This is a genomic window from Streptomyces syringium, assembly GCF_017876625.1.
In the GTDB taxonomy this organism is placed as follows: domain Bacteria; phylum Actinomycetota; class Actinomycetes; order Streptomycetales; family Streptomycetaceae; genus Streptomyces; species Streptomyces syringius.
Genome location: NZ_JAGIOH010000001.1, coordinates 4,051,754 through 4,066,304 on the forward strand (window position 1 = coordinate 4,051,754; position 14,551 = coordinate 4,066,304).

Consider the following 14,551-nt stretch of genomic DNA (forward strand, 5'->3'; position numbering starts at 1 on the left):
TCGCCAGCCGTCCCGCGCCAGGCGGTGGATCATCGTCGTGGCGTCCATAGTCACGCTCGGGCTGATCGCCTGGCCCGTGATGACTCACTACGAGATACCTCCTTTCACGGACAAGGGCGACCCCGTCAGCTACGGCGACGTCGACCCGCAGCCTCCCGCCGGCGGTGGAAAGCAGGAGGTCGTCGACTCCAAGGTCCTGATGCCGACCGGACCGAAGGCCGCCTTCAAGAACGCCCGGACCCTCAAGGACGGCACCCACGTCAGCGTCGTCACCCTGGACGGCAAGAAGTCCGGCTTCAAGGGCAAGGTCTGGGTCTGGGCGCCCAAGGAGTACACGGACGACCCGAAGTACGCCACGCACGGCTTCCCCGTCATGATCGCCCTGCCCGGCGGCCCCGGCTTCGGCACCAACTACTGGTGGGCCGGCTTCAACTTCCAGGAGAACATGGCCAAGTGGTACAAGGAGGGCAAGAGCAAGCCCTTCCTGCTGGCCATGCCGGTCCTGAACCCCGGCCCGGACGACAAGGGCACCTACTGGGACGGCAGTGACATCCCCGGCCAGCCGAAGATGGGCACCTGGCTGACGGAGGACGTCCCGGACCTGATGAAGGCCAACTTCCGCACGATCAAGTCACGTGACGGCTGGGCGTTCATGGGCTCTTCCACCGGCGGGTTCGCGGGCCTGAAGGCCGTTCTGAAGCACCCGGACAAGTTCAAGGCAGCCATCGCGAACGGTCCGGACTTCGTCCCGGACTCCCTCCTGTGGCGCGGCCACGAGAAGGAGCAGCGGGAGAACACCCCCTCGGTCCTCGCCAAGCAGCTGATCGACACCAAGGGCCCGGACGTCTACCTCGCCTTCCAGGTCGGTACGCGGGAGGGTGCGGCGACCATGAAGGGCGTGAAGGACTTCATGGCCCAGTCCGGCAAGGGCCCGGTCCACACCTACCTGCGGCCCATCGAGGGCGGCCGGCACGATGGCGCTTCCTACGCGCCGAACCTGGGCCTCGGGCCCATCCAGTGGATCAGCGAGCAGATTTCGGGGCCGATTCCCGCGTCCTGACGGTTGCCGCTCCACGGCGCGCGGGTGCCGGAACGCGCGGTTAGCGTGGCGTCATGGCATACGACGAAGTGCTGGCGGAGCGGATCAAGGAACGTCTTGAGCCCGAGGGCGTGACCGCGAAGAAGATGTTCGGCGGGATCACCTTCCTCCTACAGGGCAATGCGCTGGCCAATCTGTACGAAGAGGGCCTGATGGTGCGCGTCGGGCCGGACGGGATGGATGAGGCCCTGGCCCGGCCCGGCACCAAGCAGCTGGTGTTCAGGGGCAAGGAGCAGAACGGCTGGGTGGTCCTCGCGGAGGACACCCTCGACGACGACGTTCTGGACGACTGGCTGAAGTGGGCCATGGAGGTCACGGCGGAGCTTCCGCCCAAGAAGTAACCCGGCTTGCCCGGCCGCCTGCGGCGCCGGGGACCAGTGCTCACTGGTCCCCGGCGCCGTTCTTGCTGATCCCGTCGTCGCCGTCGTCGCCGTGGTTCTCGTGCTGCCGGGTGAGGGCGTGGGCGGCGCGCAGCAGGCGGCTGCCCAACTGCTCCAGGTGCGGAGCGAGGTCAGGGCTGCCGTGGATGGTGTCCTCGGAGCCGAGGTCGATGGCGACCGGGTCGGCGGCGACCAGGGCGTCCAGGAGTCCGACGCCCCGGTGCCGAGTGCCGGCAGCGGGGCGTCGAAGGAGCCGGACGACCTACTTCAGGGGGCCTTTGGCGAGACCGAAGAAGATGCCGGTGGCAGTGTCGAACTGGGACTTCGGAGGATCGGGGAGCACGGCGGTAAATCCTGCCACGGCGTTCTCCGCTGTTGTCAGGGCCTCGGCGGGGTTAGGGGCGGGTGCGGCGTGGGCGGCAGGGGTGGCCAGGCAGAGGCTGGCGGCGGCAAGCGCGGCAGCTGAAATGATTTTCTTCATGATCTGCCAACGAACCTTGCAGGTGAAGGGCACGGGCAGGGTGCCGGCCAGTGCGTCAGACACTTGCCTGCGCCGCGGGGCCTGACCCAGCTCACGTCGACGTACCGAGGGGCGGGAGGGCGGTACCGCCCTCCCGGGGGCCCTGTGCCGCCGGGCCCGAGGCCCGAGCAGCTCTTGACCTCGAGTTCTGTTGAGGTACCAGACTTTCGCTCAGGAGATCCACTCCTCCCGGCCGTGCCGATCACACCAGGAGAATCACTCATGTCGAACGACCTCGGTTTCAGCTCGATCATCGAGTACGCCGTCGACGGCCCCGCGACTCAGTCCGAGCTCGTGAGCGCGTTCGCCAAGATCCAGGAGCAGTGGGTGAGTTTCTACCCGGGCTACCTCTCGGCCCGGTTCCACGTGAGCACGGACGGCACTCGCGTGTACACCGTCGTGCACTGGGCGACCGAGGCGGACTACCGCAACTTCATCGAGACGTCCGACATGGAGGGCCGCATGGCGGCCATCGAGAAGGCACTGGCCGGGCTCTCCGGCAAGGCCGAGCCCCGCATGGCGGGGGCCCCGACGTACACGGTCGTGCGCGAGATCGGTCCGGCGGCGGGGAACTGACTTTTACGTTCGTAGCGTGGCTACGAAGACGGCCCAGGCCGTGGCGGGGATCGCCAGGACTGGGCCGTCGGGGTTTTTGGAGTCCCGGACCGGGACGATGCCGGGTATGTTGTCGGCGATCTCGACGCAGTCGTCGCCGAGTTCGCTGCTGTGGCTGCTCTTGTGCCACCTGGCAGCGCTCAGGTCGGGTCGTACGGTGCGCATGGGTAGTGCGCCTCCATTACCTTGCGGATGAAGTCTTCGGATGCCGCTGGCGAGAGTGCGTTGGCCTGCATGCGGTCGTAGGCAGCCGCATACTTTGCAACCTCCTCCGGCTCTTCGATGATCCCACCGGATCGGATCCCCTCCATGTAGACGACCTCGCCCTTCTTCGGGAGTGTCAGGATGGTCAGTGAACCGCCCATCGCGACCGGGTCGGGACTCTCATACGGGAGGATCTGGACGTGGACGCGCGGTCGTTCTGCCAGAGCCAGCAGGTGGGCCAGTTGGCCCCGCATGACGTCGCGCCCGCCCACGATTCGGTAGAGAACCGCCTGATCCAGGATGATCCACAGCCATGGGGGCTCAGGCGTATCGAGCCGCGCTTGTCGGCTCAGGCGAATCGAGACCTTCTCCTCCAGATTCGACGCGCCGTAGTTCTCCCCAGCCTGGAACAGCGCCCGCATGAACTCCTCTGTCTGGGCCAGCCCTGGAATCACCTGCGAGAACTTGTGCATCCTCGTCGCCTTGGTTTCGTACTCGAAGAAGCGCCGGGACCAGAAGGGAAACGGCGGCGTGTAGCCGATGTGCTCCCAGAGATCGCACAGGTCGCCGTCTGCCCCTAGGACTTCGTCCAGGGCGTTGGACAACTGCCTCGGCAGCGACTCTGTCCCCAGCTCGATCTTCGCGATGCGGCTGTGTGTGACGTGAACTTTTTCGCCCAGCTCGCGCTGCGTCCATCCGGCTTGGATGCGCAGCTTGCGGACCTTCTTGCCGTAGAGCGCGGCGAGGGAGGTCGACGGATCAAGTTCCTTGGGTGCGGGCATCGTTCCTCTCGTTTTCGATAAAAAGCGTCCCAAGCCATTACCCCTGGTCACCGTACCGCTACGGCCCGATGCTCGTAAGGAAAAGTCGGGTCAGGGCGTGCGGAGGCAGGATGTGATGACGTACCGGGAAGGTGCGTACGTGGTCGATACGCGCAACGGGACGTTCGCGCAGGTCATGGGCAGGATCGGGCCCCGGGTGCAGGTGCGCCGGCCCGGGGGCGGGCGGGAGTGGGAAGTACCACCCACGGCCTTGCGGCTGGCTACGTTCGAGGAGTGCCGGGCGGCCGATCCTGCCGACCGGTGTGATGAATGCGAGGGGATCAGGGACGGGCGGCGGGCCGCCGAGGCACGTGGCGACAAGTCGGCGATGACCGACGCTGCCGTGCTCATGGGGCGCCACCAACGCGAGGCCCACCCGTGACGCGCGTGGTGGGCCGTGTCGTCTCCGCCTGCTCGCATCACGCCGAGTGGACGCGCACAGCCGACAAAGCCACTTGTAAGAGGTGTGGTGTCGAGCGGTACTCGTCATATCGGCTGCTCAGAATGCCGGTTGAGCAGTCATTCCTCCCACGCCGCCAGCGCTGAGCGTCGCCGCTTCCTGGCGGCAGTCGCGGCATTTGGTCTCGTCCGCCACCGGGCGGAAGACGCGGTCGCAGGTGCCTGCGCAGGAGCGCAGCGGCTGTGGGGCGGTCACGGGGGCTGTGAAGGGCGGGATCTCCGGCATCTTGCGGGTGAGGCGGTTGTGGGCCAGCGCGGCGGGGGAGTGGACGCGGGCCGGAAGGCCGTCCGTCAGGGCTTCGCGGAGGTCCTTGGCTGTGGCGCCGCGCAGGAGCCATTCGCCTGCGAGGGCGGCGAGTTGTTGGATGTCGCGGCCGGTGAAGCGCAGCCGGTGTTCCTGGTGGGAGACGGAGGCGAGGATGAGGCCTCCTCGCTCGATGAGCGGGGTGGGGACGTGGGAAGGCTGGGAGGGCTGGGAGGGAGGGTTGTCTTTCTTTCCCTCTGTGTTTGTTGGGTGACGGCCGATGGACCGGTCTGTCGGTTCGCCGGTGGCCGGTTTCTGGGCAGTCGGTGTGACCTGCGGGAATCCGTCCCGCACCGCCACTGCTTCGGTGTCCGTGAGGACCACGGGCGAGACCAGCTGGGTGGTCCTCCACTTGCCGCGCTCGACCTGGAGCCGCCACTCGTGGACGTAGCCCTCGGCCTTCAGTTCCCGCTTCGCGCGGGTGAAGGCGCCCTTCGTGATCCCTGCGGCCTTCCCCGCTTCGCACAGGGGTGCGTCCACACTGGCCGGGAGGGACAGCTGCCAGATCAGCAGCCGTACGGCGTTCGCCGACAGGCGCGGGTGGCGGATGATCTCGTTCGATACCTGCGTGAAGAAACGCTCAGGGGCGATAACATGCCGAAGCATCCTGGGACTCCTTGTGTAAGTCCTCGTGGGTGTAGGCCCTCGGCCGGTGTTCGCTGCACCTGCCGAGGGCCGCTTCGTTTTCATGACGAAGCAGCCGATTGCCGGTCACCGTACCGCAATCTCCAGGGCCGCCAGGGGCGCTCAACTCCCTTGCCTTCGAACGACGTTCCTGGCGCACCTTCTGTTCGGTTTTCTTCGTGAACTGTGCTCATTCGGGTGAGTGCCGCATACACGGTCATCGGCTTGGGCATTCGAGAGGAACTCGACGACCGCGACTGCCGAGTCGAGCGCCAACTACCCCGCCTCGAAGGGCACATCGCCATGCGTCGCATCGCTGCCGTATTCCTGGGAACCGCCGCGCTCCTCGGCGCTCTCGCCACCCCCGCCTCCGCCGCCCCCTCGGGCGGCACCGTCGAAACCGCTGCCGCCAACCTCGTCGACGTGGCCCGCAACGCGATCACGGGCGTCGAGGTCACTCTCGACAACGTCACCAGCGGCGCGTAGCCGCCCCGGCACGTGAGCGCCTGAGCCAAGCCCCACCCACTCCACGTGAGGACCACACCTTGACGCGCCTACGCGCCATCGCCACTGCCGCCGCCTGTGCCTTGGCACTGGTCATTGCCACCCCGGGTACCGCCTCCGCCGAGGCGATCGGCGACCTCCACTACACCTACACCGACGCTCAGGGCACCGAGCAGAGGGAGAAGCTGTCGGACCCCGACCTGCCCTCCAGTGAATGCCTCGACGTCAAGCAAGCGCAGGGTGATGACACCAAGCCCGCGCATTCGCCGTACAACAACACCGACACGACCGTCTGGATCTTCCCGGACCGCGACTGCGAGGGCGACCGGACCATCTTGAAGGCGGGCGCGAAAGGCGGAGTGAACCTGAAGTTCCGCTCCTTCTACTACCACCACAGCTGAGACCCGCTGCCCCGGTGCGACCCCACCCAGGGCTCGCACCGGGTCACCGTCCATCAGATGGGGAAGGCTTCACGGAGTCGCGGTTCCTGCGCTGCTTGGCGCGCTGGGCGAGCACAGCGAGGATGCGTTGCCACGTCGGTGATGTCTCAGTGATCCGGGAGAAGACGAGTGCCGCGCTTGTCGCCCGGTCGCTGTCCTGATCGTGTTCGATCTCCCATGCGTCCAGGTCATCGATGAGCTGGTCCACGCGTGGATCGTGCGGGTTCCAGTCGAGGGACTGATCGCAGGCGAGATAGAGGCGCGTCGTCTCCGGGTCGTCGAAGCTGGCGGCCTTGTCCTGTATGGCCTGCGGCATGGATTGCGGCTCCAGTGCCTGCATCAGGATCCACACGTCGCGTTCGAGCCGGACCGTTCGTTCGCTGACCCCGAGACTGCGCATGCGATTCAGGTTGGCGACCGCACCGGGAGGCAGCACGAGGCTTTCACCGCCGGCCAGTTCAGCGATCCGACGGCGGTGTTCGGTGAGCTGGTCGATCTTGCGCTGCAACGCGGCGTCGATGTCGGTGATGGCGGCGGCGAACTCGTCCGGCTGTGCGTGCAGCAGTGCGTCGATACGGGCCAGGGGCACCCCGGCGTCGGCGAGGGTCCTGATGCGGATGAGGTCCACCGCCGCTTGCGCGCTGTAGCGGCGGTAGCCGGAGGCATCACGCTCGGGCTCGGGTAACAGGCCGACGTGGTGGTAGTGGCGAACGGTGCGCACGGTCACGCCTGCGGTCGCCGCGAGTTGGCTGATCGTGAGCACCGTTCACCTCGGATCGTTGGGCCTGGTCCTGCCGAGCCTAGGGGCGGTCCGCCCGGTCGACGACGTCGCGGACCGCCTGGACCACGGCTTCGGAGCGCTCGTAGACGAGCTGGCTGTGGCCGGTGTCGGAGAGGACGCGCTGTTCCCCGTGCGAGACCGAGGCCGCCATGGCCGCGTACAGCTTCGTCTTGCCGTCGTGCATGGCCTGCAACGTCTTCTCCGACATCAGCGCCTGCTGGCCGGGGTCGATGCCCAAGGGGGTGACCGCGATCAACGGGACGTCGGGGATGCCCGGCCCGGCCCGCAGCTCGGTGGCGAGCTCGGCCAGCGTGCTGCGCTCGGCCATGCCGGCGTGGATCCACCTGTCGCTCACGTGGTAATCGATCACTGCTTCCCGCACGTCCTCCGGGAAGTCCGTGAGCAGCTGGGCGCACATCTCGCGTATGGCCGGGAGTCCCTGCCGGAGCTGTTCTTCCGTAGGCGACAGCCGCACGCTCTCGGCCAGTCGCGCCTCGGGAGGCATGAAGTCGTCCCAGTCGCGGTGGAAGGCGTCCAGCCAGACCAGCCCGGCGACCTCCTGCGGGTACAGCTGCGCGAACCGATGCGCGTAGGCGCCACCGAGGGAGTGCGGCACCAGAACGTACGGTCCGGGGATGCCCTGGGCGTGCAGCAGATCGTGCAGCTCTGCCGCGACTGCTGCGGCGGTGCACGGCAGCGGGACGTCATCGCTGTAGCCGGTGCCGCCGCGGTCGTACACGACGGCGGTGGAGAACTGCGAAACGCCTTGCTGGACGCCGAAGTAGTCCAGACCGACCGCGCTGGCGCCCGGCAGGAACACGACGGCCGGTCCGCCGTGTCCCACCCGATGCACGAAAACGCGGCGGCCGTCGATCTCCTGGAACCCTCCGACGGGAGGGGCGAGCGGCGCTGAGGACGTGTTGTCGTTCGTCATGCGACAACGCTCCAACCCTGACGCAACGGCAGGGTCAACCCCGGCTCGGAGCCGGGCAGGCACATCGTGTGCCAGACCGCGGACGTCGCGTGCCCTACGCTGCCGGGCCAGGAGGTGGGCTCATGGAGTGGATCAATCCGGAGTACGAGGACGTAGTCCGTCAGTACGAGGCCGCTGCGGAGGCGGCGGGCTCGGCTGATGACTCCGGCCGGCCCGTTCGGGGGTTCATCGTTCCCGAGGCGGCCGCCGAAGGCGGTTGAGCGGAGCTCGATCGCCACGTGGCCCACGGCAAGTGGCCCGTGCTCCGGTGGGAACACGGGCCACCTGCTTGTCCGCCCACCCTCGGACCGGCTCACGCCCCGCCCGTCAGGCATGGACGAGCGGGCTCCCCTTTTGCTCGTCACGCGTTGCCGGGCCGAGGCCCCCGCGCGGCCGTTCACCTGCGATTATTGGACCCATGGCTAGTCGTAGGGGCGCCTGTAGGCGCTGCGGGGGAGAGCGACGGTTCTGGCGGCGTGAGTGCACGTTGTGCCGGAGGTCGCGCGGGGACCGGGGAGATCTCGTCGGGGACGCGGCGGACGCGGCCGTCGAGTTCGGCGCGGTGAGCTGGATATGGCGCGGCCTGCGCGGTGTCGTGCGGGCGCTGACCGACTGACGGTCCGCTCGGCGGCCGCGCCTTGTGGGATCCGGTCAGCGCACGCTCCGCGCGGCGGCGTTCGCCTGCCACTCGCGGCCGATGGACCGCATGAGCGCCGGGTATACGCCCACGTACCGGAAGGGCTTGATGGCGGCCATGTAGAGCGTGCCGAACAGCCCGTTCGGCTTCACCAGGACGGCCATCTGGCCGCGGTAGCCGCCTGATCCGTCCGGGACCCAGCCGATGTGCATCACCCCGTGCACGGTCTTGTTGCCCATCTCGGCCGCCCACTCGTCGTCCCTCTCGTAGAGGGGCTTGAACGGGGACGAGCCGAGGTCGGGGCCCTGCGGGCCCTCGCGAAGGTCGGCCGGCAACCGGTCACGCAGGGAAGGCCGCCGGGCGCCGATGCCGGCATCGGGCTTGTCCCAGCCCAGCAGTGCTCCGAGCTTCCAGCGGATGGCGAAGAGCGCGCGGGAGACGAGACCGTCTCCGCTCACTCCGTCTTTCATGCCTTCGGCGAACTGGCGCACCAGCCACACCAGGTCATCGGGTCCGCCGGGGGTGGGCAGTGCCCACACATCCTCGACCGTGAAGTCATAGGCGATCTCGTGGATCCGCCAGGGGCGGTCGGTGTGGGCGGTTCGGGGAAGTCGCATGAGCAGGCCCCATATCTATACGGTGGCGTATAGATCGAGTCTAGGCGCGTCTATACGCCCCCGTATACTCGGCAGGGTTGTGAGGAGGCACACGCCATGGGAGCGACCCGCACGCCGCGCGGCAAGTGGATCGAGGAAGGCCTGCGGGCCCTGGTCGCGGGCGGCCCCGAAGCCGTCCGGATCGAGGCACTGGCGCAGGCGCTCGGCGTCACCAAGGGCGGCTTCTACGGGTACTTCCGCAACCGGGACGCGCTGCTCACCGAAATGCTCGACACCTGGGAGTACGAGGTCGCCGAGAGCGTGATCGAGCAGGTCGAGAGCGGTGGCGGAGACGCCAGGGCCAAGCTGGAGCGGCTGTTCGCCATCGCCTCCGCCGCCACCGACGGGCCGGTGCGGGGCGTCACCGCCGATTTGGCGATCCGCGACTGGGCCCGCCGCGACGCGGCGGTCGCCGAGCGGCTGCGCCGCGTCGACAACCGCCGTATGGACTACCTCCGTTCCCTGTTCTCCGCCTTCTGCCCCGACGAGGACGAGGTCGAGGTCCGCTGCCTGCTCGCCGTCTCGGTGCGCATCGGCCATCACTTCAACGCGGCCGACAACGGCAAGCGCAGCCGGGCGGAAGTGATGGAGCTGATCAGACAACGGCTGCTGGCGTAGCCGCCCCGCCGCCGTTCGGCACGCCGTGATCCGTCACGAAGAACGGTGCATCTTCACCGCCTTGCCCGCAGTCCCGGGGGTCAGGGCGGGCCGACCGGGCCATCGGGGACAGGCGCCGGGGGAACCGTCCGACCTGCGCAAACGTCGGTTACGGATGTGACTGAAGTGACGCCCACGCTGCCTGCCGACCTCCGCGAACTGATCTCCGACCTGTCCGGGATTGTCAGCGACTACCCCTACGTTGACCCCGAATCGACCCTCGCAGGCCTCGCGGACGACGCGGCGGAGGCGCTCGGCCGCGACGCCACCCCGGAGGGCCGCCGGGAGCGGGCCGGGTACACGATCCTCCTGCATGCCACCTGCTGGTACGTCTCCGCACGTGTCTTCAGTAAGTCGGTGTTCGCGTCGTACATACGGGCCCTGGAAGGGTTCCGTGCGCAGTTGGACCGGGCCTCCTGCGCCTGCCCGGCCGGCGCCCACCCCATGCAGCTGGACTCGGAGTACCAGGTCGAGGCCGGGGTGAGCATGCTGAGCGAGGCCGGACGGGCCGCATTCGCCGAGGACTACGGTCTCGACGAGGAGGAGTCGGCGGTTTTCGACTGCGAGGGGTTCCTCGCGGACCTCGCTGATGAGGCCCTGGGCCGCTTGCGCGAGGCGCACCGGGAGCTCTTCGGCGGCATCGACGTCTCCCACCTGGACGCGCGGTTCGTCGCGGACGACGGCCGCCTCGACATCGTCGCCATGCAGGCGGCGATCCGCCGTACGTGGGAGAACAACACCGGCCCGGTCGCCTTGTGGTCCGCCCGCCGTTGGCTCACCGGGCAGGGGCGGGAAGAGGAGCGGATCGGCCTGTTCCTGTGCCTGTGGATGGGCATCGCCCAGACGTACGAAGGCCTGCCGCCCTCGTACGCACGCGACTTGGCCGCCGCGCTCGCCACCATTGACCTGGACGTCTCCTGCGAGCATCCGCAGCATCCCTGGTCCACTGCCGATTCCACCGTGGAGTCCCGGTACCGCGCGGTGCTTCACCTGTACGCGCCGCAAGACCACCCCGACACCCCCGTGCCCGCCGAGCTCTCGGCCCGCGAACTGTGGGAGTGCCCGGTGCAGTACGCCCAGTTGACGCGGGCGGCGTTGGAAAACCTTGAGGGATGGCGCACCATGCGCGGCGGCGAGGACGAGGACTGGGAGGGCTGAGCGGTACGGGGCCGCTGCTGCGCTCGTACCAGTGGAGGCCGTCATGGAACGCGGCGCAGCGGTTCACTCGCGATTACGTGGCCGTTGGCATGCCCAGGGAGGGGGCGACCATGGCGAGCTGCATCAGTCGGCTCGCCACGGTGCCCGTTCACGGCTGCTCAGTCGAGACAGAACTCGTTGCCCTCGATGTCCTGCATCGCGATGCAGGACTCGTTCACACCATCGGCATGCAGGACGTACATGCGTACCGCGCCGAGCGCGACCAGCCGTTCGCATTCGGCCTCGAGCGCGGCCAGGCGCTCGTCACCCACGAGCCCGGTGCCGGCCCGCACATCAAGGTGCACCCGATTCTTGGCGACCTTGCCTTCGGGGACGCGCTGGAAGAACAGTCGCGGGCCCGCACCGGTGGGATCGACGCATGCGAACGCCGATCCCTGACGCTCGGGCGGCAGAGTGCGATCGAAGTCGTCCCACGTGGCGAACCCCTCCGGCGGCGGCGGTACGACGTACCCCAACACCTCGCACCAGAAACGGGCGACGCGCTCGGGGTTCGCGCAGTCGAAGGTGATCTGTACCTGCTTGATCGACGCCATCGGCCCACCATAGAGGCGGCATCTTTCGTTGTCGCCAGGTTTTCCCGGGGGTGCGCGTGGGGCGGCCCCCGGACACCGTGGAGGTGTGTCCGGGGGCCGCCGTCTCGGGGCGAAGCGCTTACCCGATGGTCGCGCCGAAGGCGGAAAGCGCCTCCGTGACCGGCTGGTAGTACGTGACGGCCGGTCCGCCGCCGCAGTCGCCGCTGCCGCCCGAAGTGAGGCCCAGGGCCTGGTTGCCGGCGAAGAGGGCGCCGCCGCTGTCGCCGGGCTCGGCGCAGACGTTGGTCTGGATCAGGCCGGTGACGCGGCCTTCCTTGTAGGTCACCGATGCGTTGAGTCCGGTGACCGTGCCGCCGTGCAGGCCGGTGGTGATGCCGCTGCGCTGGACGGGTTCGTCGATGACGGCGTCCCGGGCGCCGGTGATGGCCTGCGTGCCGTTGTAGAGGTTCACCTCGCTCGGGTGGGCGACCGCTCCGGCGGCGGGGTAGGCCGCGATGGCGTAGTCGTCGCCGGGGAAGCTCGACCCGTTGGCGGGGACGAGCGCGATCTCCGTGCCGCCGTCGGTCTCCGCCCAGCTCTTGATCGGGCCGCCGCAGTGCCCGGCCGTGAGGAAGGCGTCCGGCAGGCCCGCCCGCTTGACGTTGAAACCGAGCGAGCAGCGTCCCCGGAGGCTGGAGGTGCTGGAACCGTAGATCGCGTCGCCGCCCCGGACGAACAGCTTGAGCTCCGTGGTGGTTCTCTGCAGCTCCACCGTGTCGCCGAGGGGCTTGAGGACCGCGTTGAGGCTGGTCAGCTTCTCGCCCGTGACCGTGGGGTCGGCGGTGACGACGATCTTGTTGCTCTTCGGGTCCGAGACCCACGCGGTGCCGGGGATCTGCTCACTGGAGTTCAGGGTCGCCATGGTGGCGGCCAGCGTGTCGTCCGCGAAGCGGGCGGCCCGGGGCTGGGCGGCCGAGGCGTCGGCGCTGTACGGAGTGAGGGTGGCGGCGGCCAGTAAGGCGAGTGCGGTGGCTGCCAGGGCGGCGGCGCGGCGGAGTGGTGCGGATCGTTGCAAGGCATCTCCCGAGTGAATGCCGGAACCACGAGTCCGGAAGGCGAGCCCCCACGCCATGCGGCGCGGAAGCGGTCTCTATCCTCACAACGAGTGAATGGTCGATGTGCGCAGCGTAGTCGTGCGGCCGTCCAAACCGCTCGGAAAAGTGACAGAACCGCCAACTGGCGTTCGTCGGCCGACCGTCAGCCCGCGTCCGCTGCCCGGTCCGGCCGCCGTGTCGTCAGGGCGCCGTCCGACCCGTGGTCCCAGCGGTCACGCATCCCGTGGCGGCCCGTCGTACGGAACTTCCGTCGGCGGGCCGCCACGCGGCGTTCGTCATGAAGCGGTCCTGCGGGCCGTCGGGGCCAGCAGGGTCAGATGCGTGCCGGGACGGCCGGACCGGCGGCCGTTCGTGGTGCCGTAGACATCGGCCGGGCCGGCGGGCTGCCAGTGCCGGCCGAGCCGCTTGGCGGTGTACATGGCCTCGTCCGCGCCGCGCAGCAGATCCGACAGCCCGGCGCCCGGCCGGTCGGCCGTGCGGCACACGCCGATCGAGGCCCGGGGCGAGAGCGTGACGCCGCCGGTGTCGAGCGGGGCGGACAGGGCGGCGGAGAGGCTGTACGTCATCTCCGCGTCGACGTCCGCGTCCGGGGCGAGACGGACCAGGGCGGTGAACTCGTCGCCGCCGAGGCGGGCCGCGAAGCCGCCCCGCGCTTGGCACCACGCGCTCAGCCGCTTCGCGACCGCCGCGAGGACCTGGTCGCCGACGGCGTGACCGTGGGTGTCGTTGATCTGCTTGAAGCCATTGAGGTCGAGGAGCAGCACGGCCGCCTGCGGGTGCCGGATGGCACGCAGAGAGCGGGTGGTGAATTCCTCGCGGCACATCAGGCCGGTCAGCGGGTCCCTGCGGGCGCTGCGCAGCCGACGGACCAGGAAGCAGGCGTGGACGGCCCAGCCTATGGACGGCGCGGCGATCGGTAAGGCCTGGAGTATGAGGTTCATCTGACACCTTCCTGGAGGCGGCCGACGGCGGCGCCGACGGCATGGAGTCTGCGCGAAGCGGGCCGAACGGCGGTCGAGCGCGTCTCGACCGTCGCTGGAGCGCGTGGTGCGTGTGTCGGGCGCGCGTCCGAAGTACGAGTCGACGTGCTGATCCCGGCGGCGGGCGGGCCGGTCGATGACGGGCCGCCCATGCTGGACGTCCCCCGTTTCCGCGGTGAGGGAGCGCGAGGGAGCGGGGGCGGCGGCGCGGATCTCCCGGGCGGGCGGCGCAGGGCCATGGGCCCTGGGGCGGGCGGCGTGGACCATCCCATCGTTCGACCTGCGCGGGGAGCGCCCGGGGCCTTGTCCAAGATTGGCCACAATCATGCCGAAACGTTTCAGTGACTGGGGTGTACGGGCTCCGTGGGCAGGGTGAGGGGCTCGGGCGGGGGCTTGAGGGAGTGGTCGGGGTTTATTCCTGAGTGCTCATGCTTGAGAGGGAATGGTGAAGGACGGGTGATTCAGTGGGGATTCGGTGGGCAACTCTTGGAGCGCGACGTCGAACCATCGCCTGGCGGTCGGCCAACTGCCCGGCAGTAAGCAGTAGTTCTGCTCTGGAGGAAATTGACATGGCAAGTACCCGTACCGCCGCCCGCGTCGCCGCCGCTGTAGCGGCCCTGCCGATGGCCGCCGTGCTGTTCTCCGGTGTCGCCCAGGCCGACGACGGCAACCAGGTGGCGAACCGGGGGTCGAATGCCGCAGCCGCCGCGATCGTGGGCAGCGGTGTCGGTGACGACAACGAGGGAAACTCCACCACCGGCCAGCAGCAGGCCACGGGCACCGGAGCCTCGAACCAGAACAACACGGCCAGCGTGATCAGCTCCGGCCCCACCGAGATCCGTCAGCAGAACATCGAGGTGATCTTCGCTGACTGATTGAACCCGAGGCGCCGCCGGGGGCAGGGGTGACCCCGGGGTGGCGCCGCTCCATGGGGAGAGAGTGGACAGGGTCCGGAAGCGTGGCGGCACGGTGTGCCGCTGCGCTTCTGTTTGTGTGTGCACCTCCGCTGCGCGGCGGTGTCCTCAATCGCCGGACGGGCTGGTTTCGGCTGG

Annotated in this window: 22 protein-coding genes; 12 read left to right on the top strand and 10 right to left on the bottom strand. The window is 68.8% G+C overall.

The window, feature by feature from the left end; all coding sequences use genetic code 11:
- The first annotated feature begins 37 nt into the window (after window positions 1–37).
- Together JO379_RS17945 and JO379_RS17950 are read left to right on the top strand one after the other, a co-directional pair.
- The gene (locus tag JO379_RS17945) at window positions 38–1,060 is read left to right on the top strand and encodes an alpha/beta hydrolase (protein WP_372449093.1); all 1,023 of its coding nucleotides are present in this window, start codon (window positions 38–40) and stop codon (window positions 1,058–1,060) included.
- A gap of 53 nt (window positions 1,061–1,113) precedes the next feature.
- Window positions 1,114–1,440: a TfoX/Sxy family protein gene (locus JO379_RS17950; protein ID WP_130878467.1), complete on the top strand. Its 327-nt coding sequence runs from the start codon at window positions 1,114–1,116 to the stop codon at window positions 1,438–1,440.
- A 301-nt stretch (window positions 1,441–1,741) separates the two neighbouring features.
- Here JO379_RS17950 and JO379_RS17955 read toward each other — a convergent pair whose 3' ends face one another.
- Window positions 1,742–2,023: a hypothetical protein gene (locus JO379_RS17955; protein WP_209515779.1), complete on the bottom strand. Its 282-nt coding sequence runs from the start codon at window positions 2,021–2,023 to the stop codon at window positions 1,742–1,744.
- A gap of 198 nt (window positions 2,024–2,221) precedes the next feature.
- Between JO379_RS17955 and JO379_RS17960 the strand changes: the two genes are divergently transcribed.
- Window positions 2,222–2,575 carry an antibiotic biosynthesis monooxygenase family protein gene (locus JO379_RS17960; protein WP_130878465.1) on the top strand — a complete coding sequence of 118 codons (354 nt, stop codon included), beginning with the start codon at window positions 2,222–2,224 and terminating at the stop codon, window positions 2,573–2,575.
- Window positions 2,576–2,578: 3 nt separating this feature from the next.
- On the opposite strand, the gene JO379_RS17965 is transcribed toward JO379_RS17960, so the two are convergent.
- Together JO379_RS17965 and JO379_RS17970 are read right to left on the bottom strand one after the other, a co-directional pair.
- Window positions 2,579–2,779 (bottom strand): DUF397 domain-containing protein, encoded by a 201-nt coding sequence (locus JO379_RS17965; protein WP_130878464.1) that lies wholly within the window; start codon window positions 2,777–2,779, stop codon window positions 2,579–2,581.
- Window positions 2,755–3,600, bottom strand: coding sequence for a helix-turn-helix domain-containing protein (locus tag JO379_RS17970; protein WP_130878463.1), 846 nt, complete (start codon window positions 3,598–3,600; stop codon window positions 2,755–2,757). The genes JO379_RS17965 and JO379_RS17970 overlap by 25 nt, the downstream gene beginning before the upstream one ends.
- 139 nt (window positions 3,601–3,739) lie before the next feature.
- Here JO379_RS17970 and JO379_RS17975 point away from each other — a divergent pair, with 139 nt between their 5' ends.
- Entirely contained in the window at window positions 3,740–4,021 is a 282-nt protein-coding gene (locus tag JO379_RS17975; RefSeq protein ID WP_209515782.1) for a hypothetical protein, read from the top strand.
- Window positions 3,910–4,185, top strand: a complete 276-nt coding sequence (locus JO379_RS34145) for a DUF6255 family natural product biosynthesis protein (RefSeq protein ID WP_372449094.1) — start codon at window positions 3,910–3,912, stop codon at window positions 4,183–4,185. Before JO379_RS17975 ends, JO379_RS34145 begins: the two co-directional genes overlap by 112 nt.
- Here JO379_RS34145 and JO379_RS17980 read toward each other — a convergent pair.
- On the bottom strand, window positions 4,139–5,008 hold the full coding sequence (locus JO379_RS17980) for a hypothetical protein (protein WP_209515784.1): 870 nt from the start codon (window positions 5,006–5,008) through the stop codon (window positions 4,139–4,141). The two genes, JO379_RS34145 and JO379_RS17980, sit on opposite strands and share 47 nt — an antisense overlap.
- A gap of 243 nt (window positions 5,009–5,251) precedes the next feature.
- Here JO379_RS17980 and JO379_RS17985 point away from each other — a divergent pair, with 243 nt between their 5' ends.
- A complete protein-coding gene (locus tag JO379_RS17985; RefSeq protein ID WP_209515787.1) occupies window positions 5,252–5,512 on the top strand; it encodes a hypothetical protein in 261 nt (86 codons plus the stop codon).
- A gap of 59 nt (window positions 5,513–5,571) precedes the next feature.
- Window positions 5,572–5,931 (top strand): hypothetical protein, encoded by a 360-nt coding sequence (locus JO379_RS17990; protein WP_209515790.1) that lies wholly within the window; start codon window positions 5,572–5,574, stop codon window positions 5,929–5,931.
- A gap of 43 nt (window positions 5,932–5,974) precedes the next feature.
- Here JO379_RS17990 and JO379_RS17995 read toward each other — a convergent pair whose 3' ends face one another.
- Window positions 5,975–6,733, bottom strand: coding sequence for a MerR family transcriptional regulator (locus JO379_RS17995; protein ID WP_209515794.1), 759 nt, complete (start codon window positions 6,731–6,733; stop codon window positions 5,975–5,977).
- A gap of 37 nt (window positions 6,734–6,770) precedes the next feature.
- Complete coding sequence (locus JO379_RS18000) at window positions 6,771–7,685, bottom strand: alpha/beta fold hydrolase (RefSeq protein WP_209515797.1); 915 nt, start codon at window positions 7,683–7,685, stop codon at window positions 6,771–6,773.
- Between the two features lie 122 nt (window positions 7,686–7,807).
- Here JO379_RS18000 and JO379_RS18005 point away from each other — a divergent pair, with 122 nt between their 5' ends.
- A complete protein-coding gene (locus JO379_RS18005) occupies window positions 7,808–7,945 on the top strand; it encodes a hypothetical protein (protein WP_209515800.1) in 138 nt (45 codons plus the stop codon).
- Between the two features lie 266 nt (window positions 7,946–8,211).
- Entirely contained in the window at window positions 8,212–8,340 is a 129-nt protein-coding gene (locus JO379_RS33715; protein ID WP_281066604.1) for a hypothetical protein, read from the top strand.
- A 35-nt stretch (window positions 8,341–8,375) separates the two neighbouring features.
- Here the strand turns inward: JO379_RS33715 and JO379_RS18010 are convergent, their stop codons facing one another.
- A complete protein-coding gene (locus tag JO379_RS18010; protein ID WP_209515803.1) occupies window positions 8,376–8,978 on the bottom strand; it encodes a DUF2867 domain-containing protein in 603 nt (200 codons plus the stop codon).
- 96 nt (window positions 8,979–9,074) lie between these two features.
- Between JO379_RS18010 and JO379_RS18015 the strand changes: the two genes are divergently transcribed.
- Window positions 9,075–9,635 carry a TetR/AcrR family transcriptional regulator gene (locus JO379_RS18015; RefSeq protein WP_209515807.1) on the top strand — a complete coding sequence of 187 codons (561 nt, stop codon included), beginning with the start codon at window positions 9,075–9,077 and terminating at the stop codon, window positions 9,633–9,635.
- Window positions 9,636–9,800: 165 nt separating this feature from the next.
- Window positions 9,801–10,832, top strand: coding sequence for a hypothetical protein (locus JO379_RS18020; protein WP_209515810.1), 1,032 nt, complete (start codon window positions 9,801–9,803; stop codon window positions 10,830–10,832).
- A 158-nt stretch (window positions 10,833–10,990) separates the two neighbouring features.
- Here JO379_RS18020 and JO379_RS18025 read toward each other — a convergent pair whose 3' ends face one another.
- The 3 genes from JO379_RS18025 to JO379_RS18035 form a co-directional block, all read right to left on the bottom strand.
- Entirely contained in the window at window positions 10,991–11,425 is a 435-nt protein-coding gene (locus JO379_RS18025; protein WP_209515813.1) for a VOC family protein, read from the bottom strand.
- A 118-nt stretch (window positions 11,426–11,543) separates the two neighbouring features.
- Window positions 11,544–12,479 carry a S1 family peptidase gene (locus JO379_RS18030; protein ID WP_245381488.1) on the bottom strand — a complete coding sequence of 312 codons (936 nt, stop codon included), beginning with the start codon at window positions 12,477–12,479 and terminating at the stop codon, window positions 11,544–11,546.
- Window positions 12,480–12,794: 315 nt separating this feature from the next.
- A complete protein-coding gene (locus JO379_RS18035) occupies window positions 12,795–13,460 on the bottom strand; it encodes a GGDEF domain-containing protein (protein ID WP_130878452.1) in 666 nt (221 codons plus the stop codon).
- Between the two features lie 608 nt (window positions 13,461–14,068).
- Here JO379_RS18035 and JO379_RS18040 point away from each other — a divergent pair.
- Window positions 14,069–14,374, top strand: coding sequence for a hypothetical protein (locus JO379_RS18040; protein WP_130878451.1), 306 nt, complete (start codon window positions 14,069–14,071; stop codon window positions 14,372–14,374).
- Window positions 14,375–14,551: the final 177 nt, after the last annotated feature.

Excerpts from the sequence above, each read along its gene's own strand:
- JO379_RS17950 (WP_130878467.1), top strand. The coding sequence starts at position 1,114 with ATGGCATACGACGAAGTGCTGGCGGAGCGGATCAAGGAACGTCTTGAG.
- JO379_RS17960 (WP_130878465.1), top strand. The coding sequence starts at position 2,222 with ATGTCGAACGACCTCGGTTTCAGCTCGATCATCGAGTACGCCGTCGAC.
- JO379_RS17965 (WP_130878464.1), bottom strand. The coding sequence starts at position 2,779 with ATGCGCACCGTACGACCCGACCTGAGCGCTGCCAGGTGGCACAAGAGC.
- JO379_RS17970 (WP_130878463.1), bottom strand. The coding sequence starts at position 3,600 with ATGCCCGCACCCAAGGAACTTGATCCGTCGACCTCCCTCGCCGCGCTC.
- JO379_RS34145 (WP_372449094.1), top strand. The coding sequence starts at position 3,910 with ATGCGAGGGGATCAGGGACGGGCGGCGGGCCGCCGAGGCACGTGGCGA.
- JO379_RS17980 (WP_209515784.1), bottom strand. The coding sequence starts at position 5,008 with ATGCTTCGGCATGTTATCGCCCCTGAGCGTTTCTTCACGCAGGTATCG.
- JO379_RS18000 (WP_209515797.1), bottom strand. The coding sequence starts at position 7,685 with ATGACGAACGACAACACGTCCTCAGCGCCGCTCGCCCCTCCCGTCGGA.
- JO379_RS18005 (WP_209515800.1), top strand. The coding sequence starts at position 7,808 with ATGGAGTGGATCAATCCGGAGTACGAGGACGTAGTCCGTCAGTACGAG.
- JO379_RS18010 (WP_209515803.1), bottom strand. The coding sequence starts at position 8,978 with ATGCGACTTCCCCGAACCGCCCACACCGACCGCCCCTGGCGGATCCAC.
- JO379_RS18015 (WP_209515807.1), top strand. The coding sequence starts at position 9,075 with ATGGGAGCGACCCGCACGCCGCGCGGCAAGTGGATCGAGGAAGGCCTG.
- JO379_RS18025 (WP_209515813.1), bottom strand. The coding sequence starts at position 11,425 with ATGGCGTCGATCAAGCAGGTACAGATCACCTTCGACTGCGCGAACCCC.
- JO379_RS18035 (WP_130878452.1), bottom strand. The coding sequence starts at position 13,460 with ATGAACCTCATACTCCAGGCCTTACCGATCGCCGCGCCGTCCATAGGC.
- JO379_RS18040 (WP_130878451.1), top strand. The coding sequence starts at position 14,069 with ATGGCAAGTACCCGTACCGCCGCCCGCGTCGCCGCCGCTGTAGCGGCC.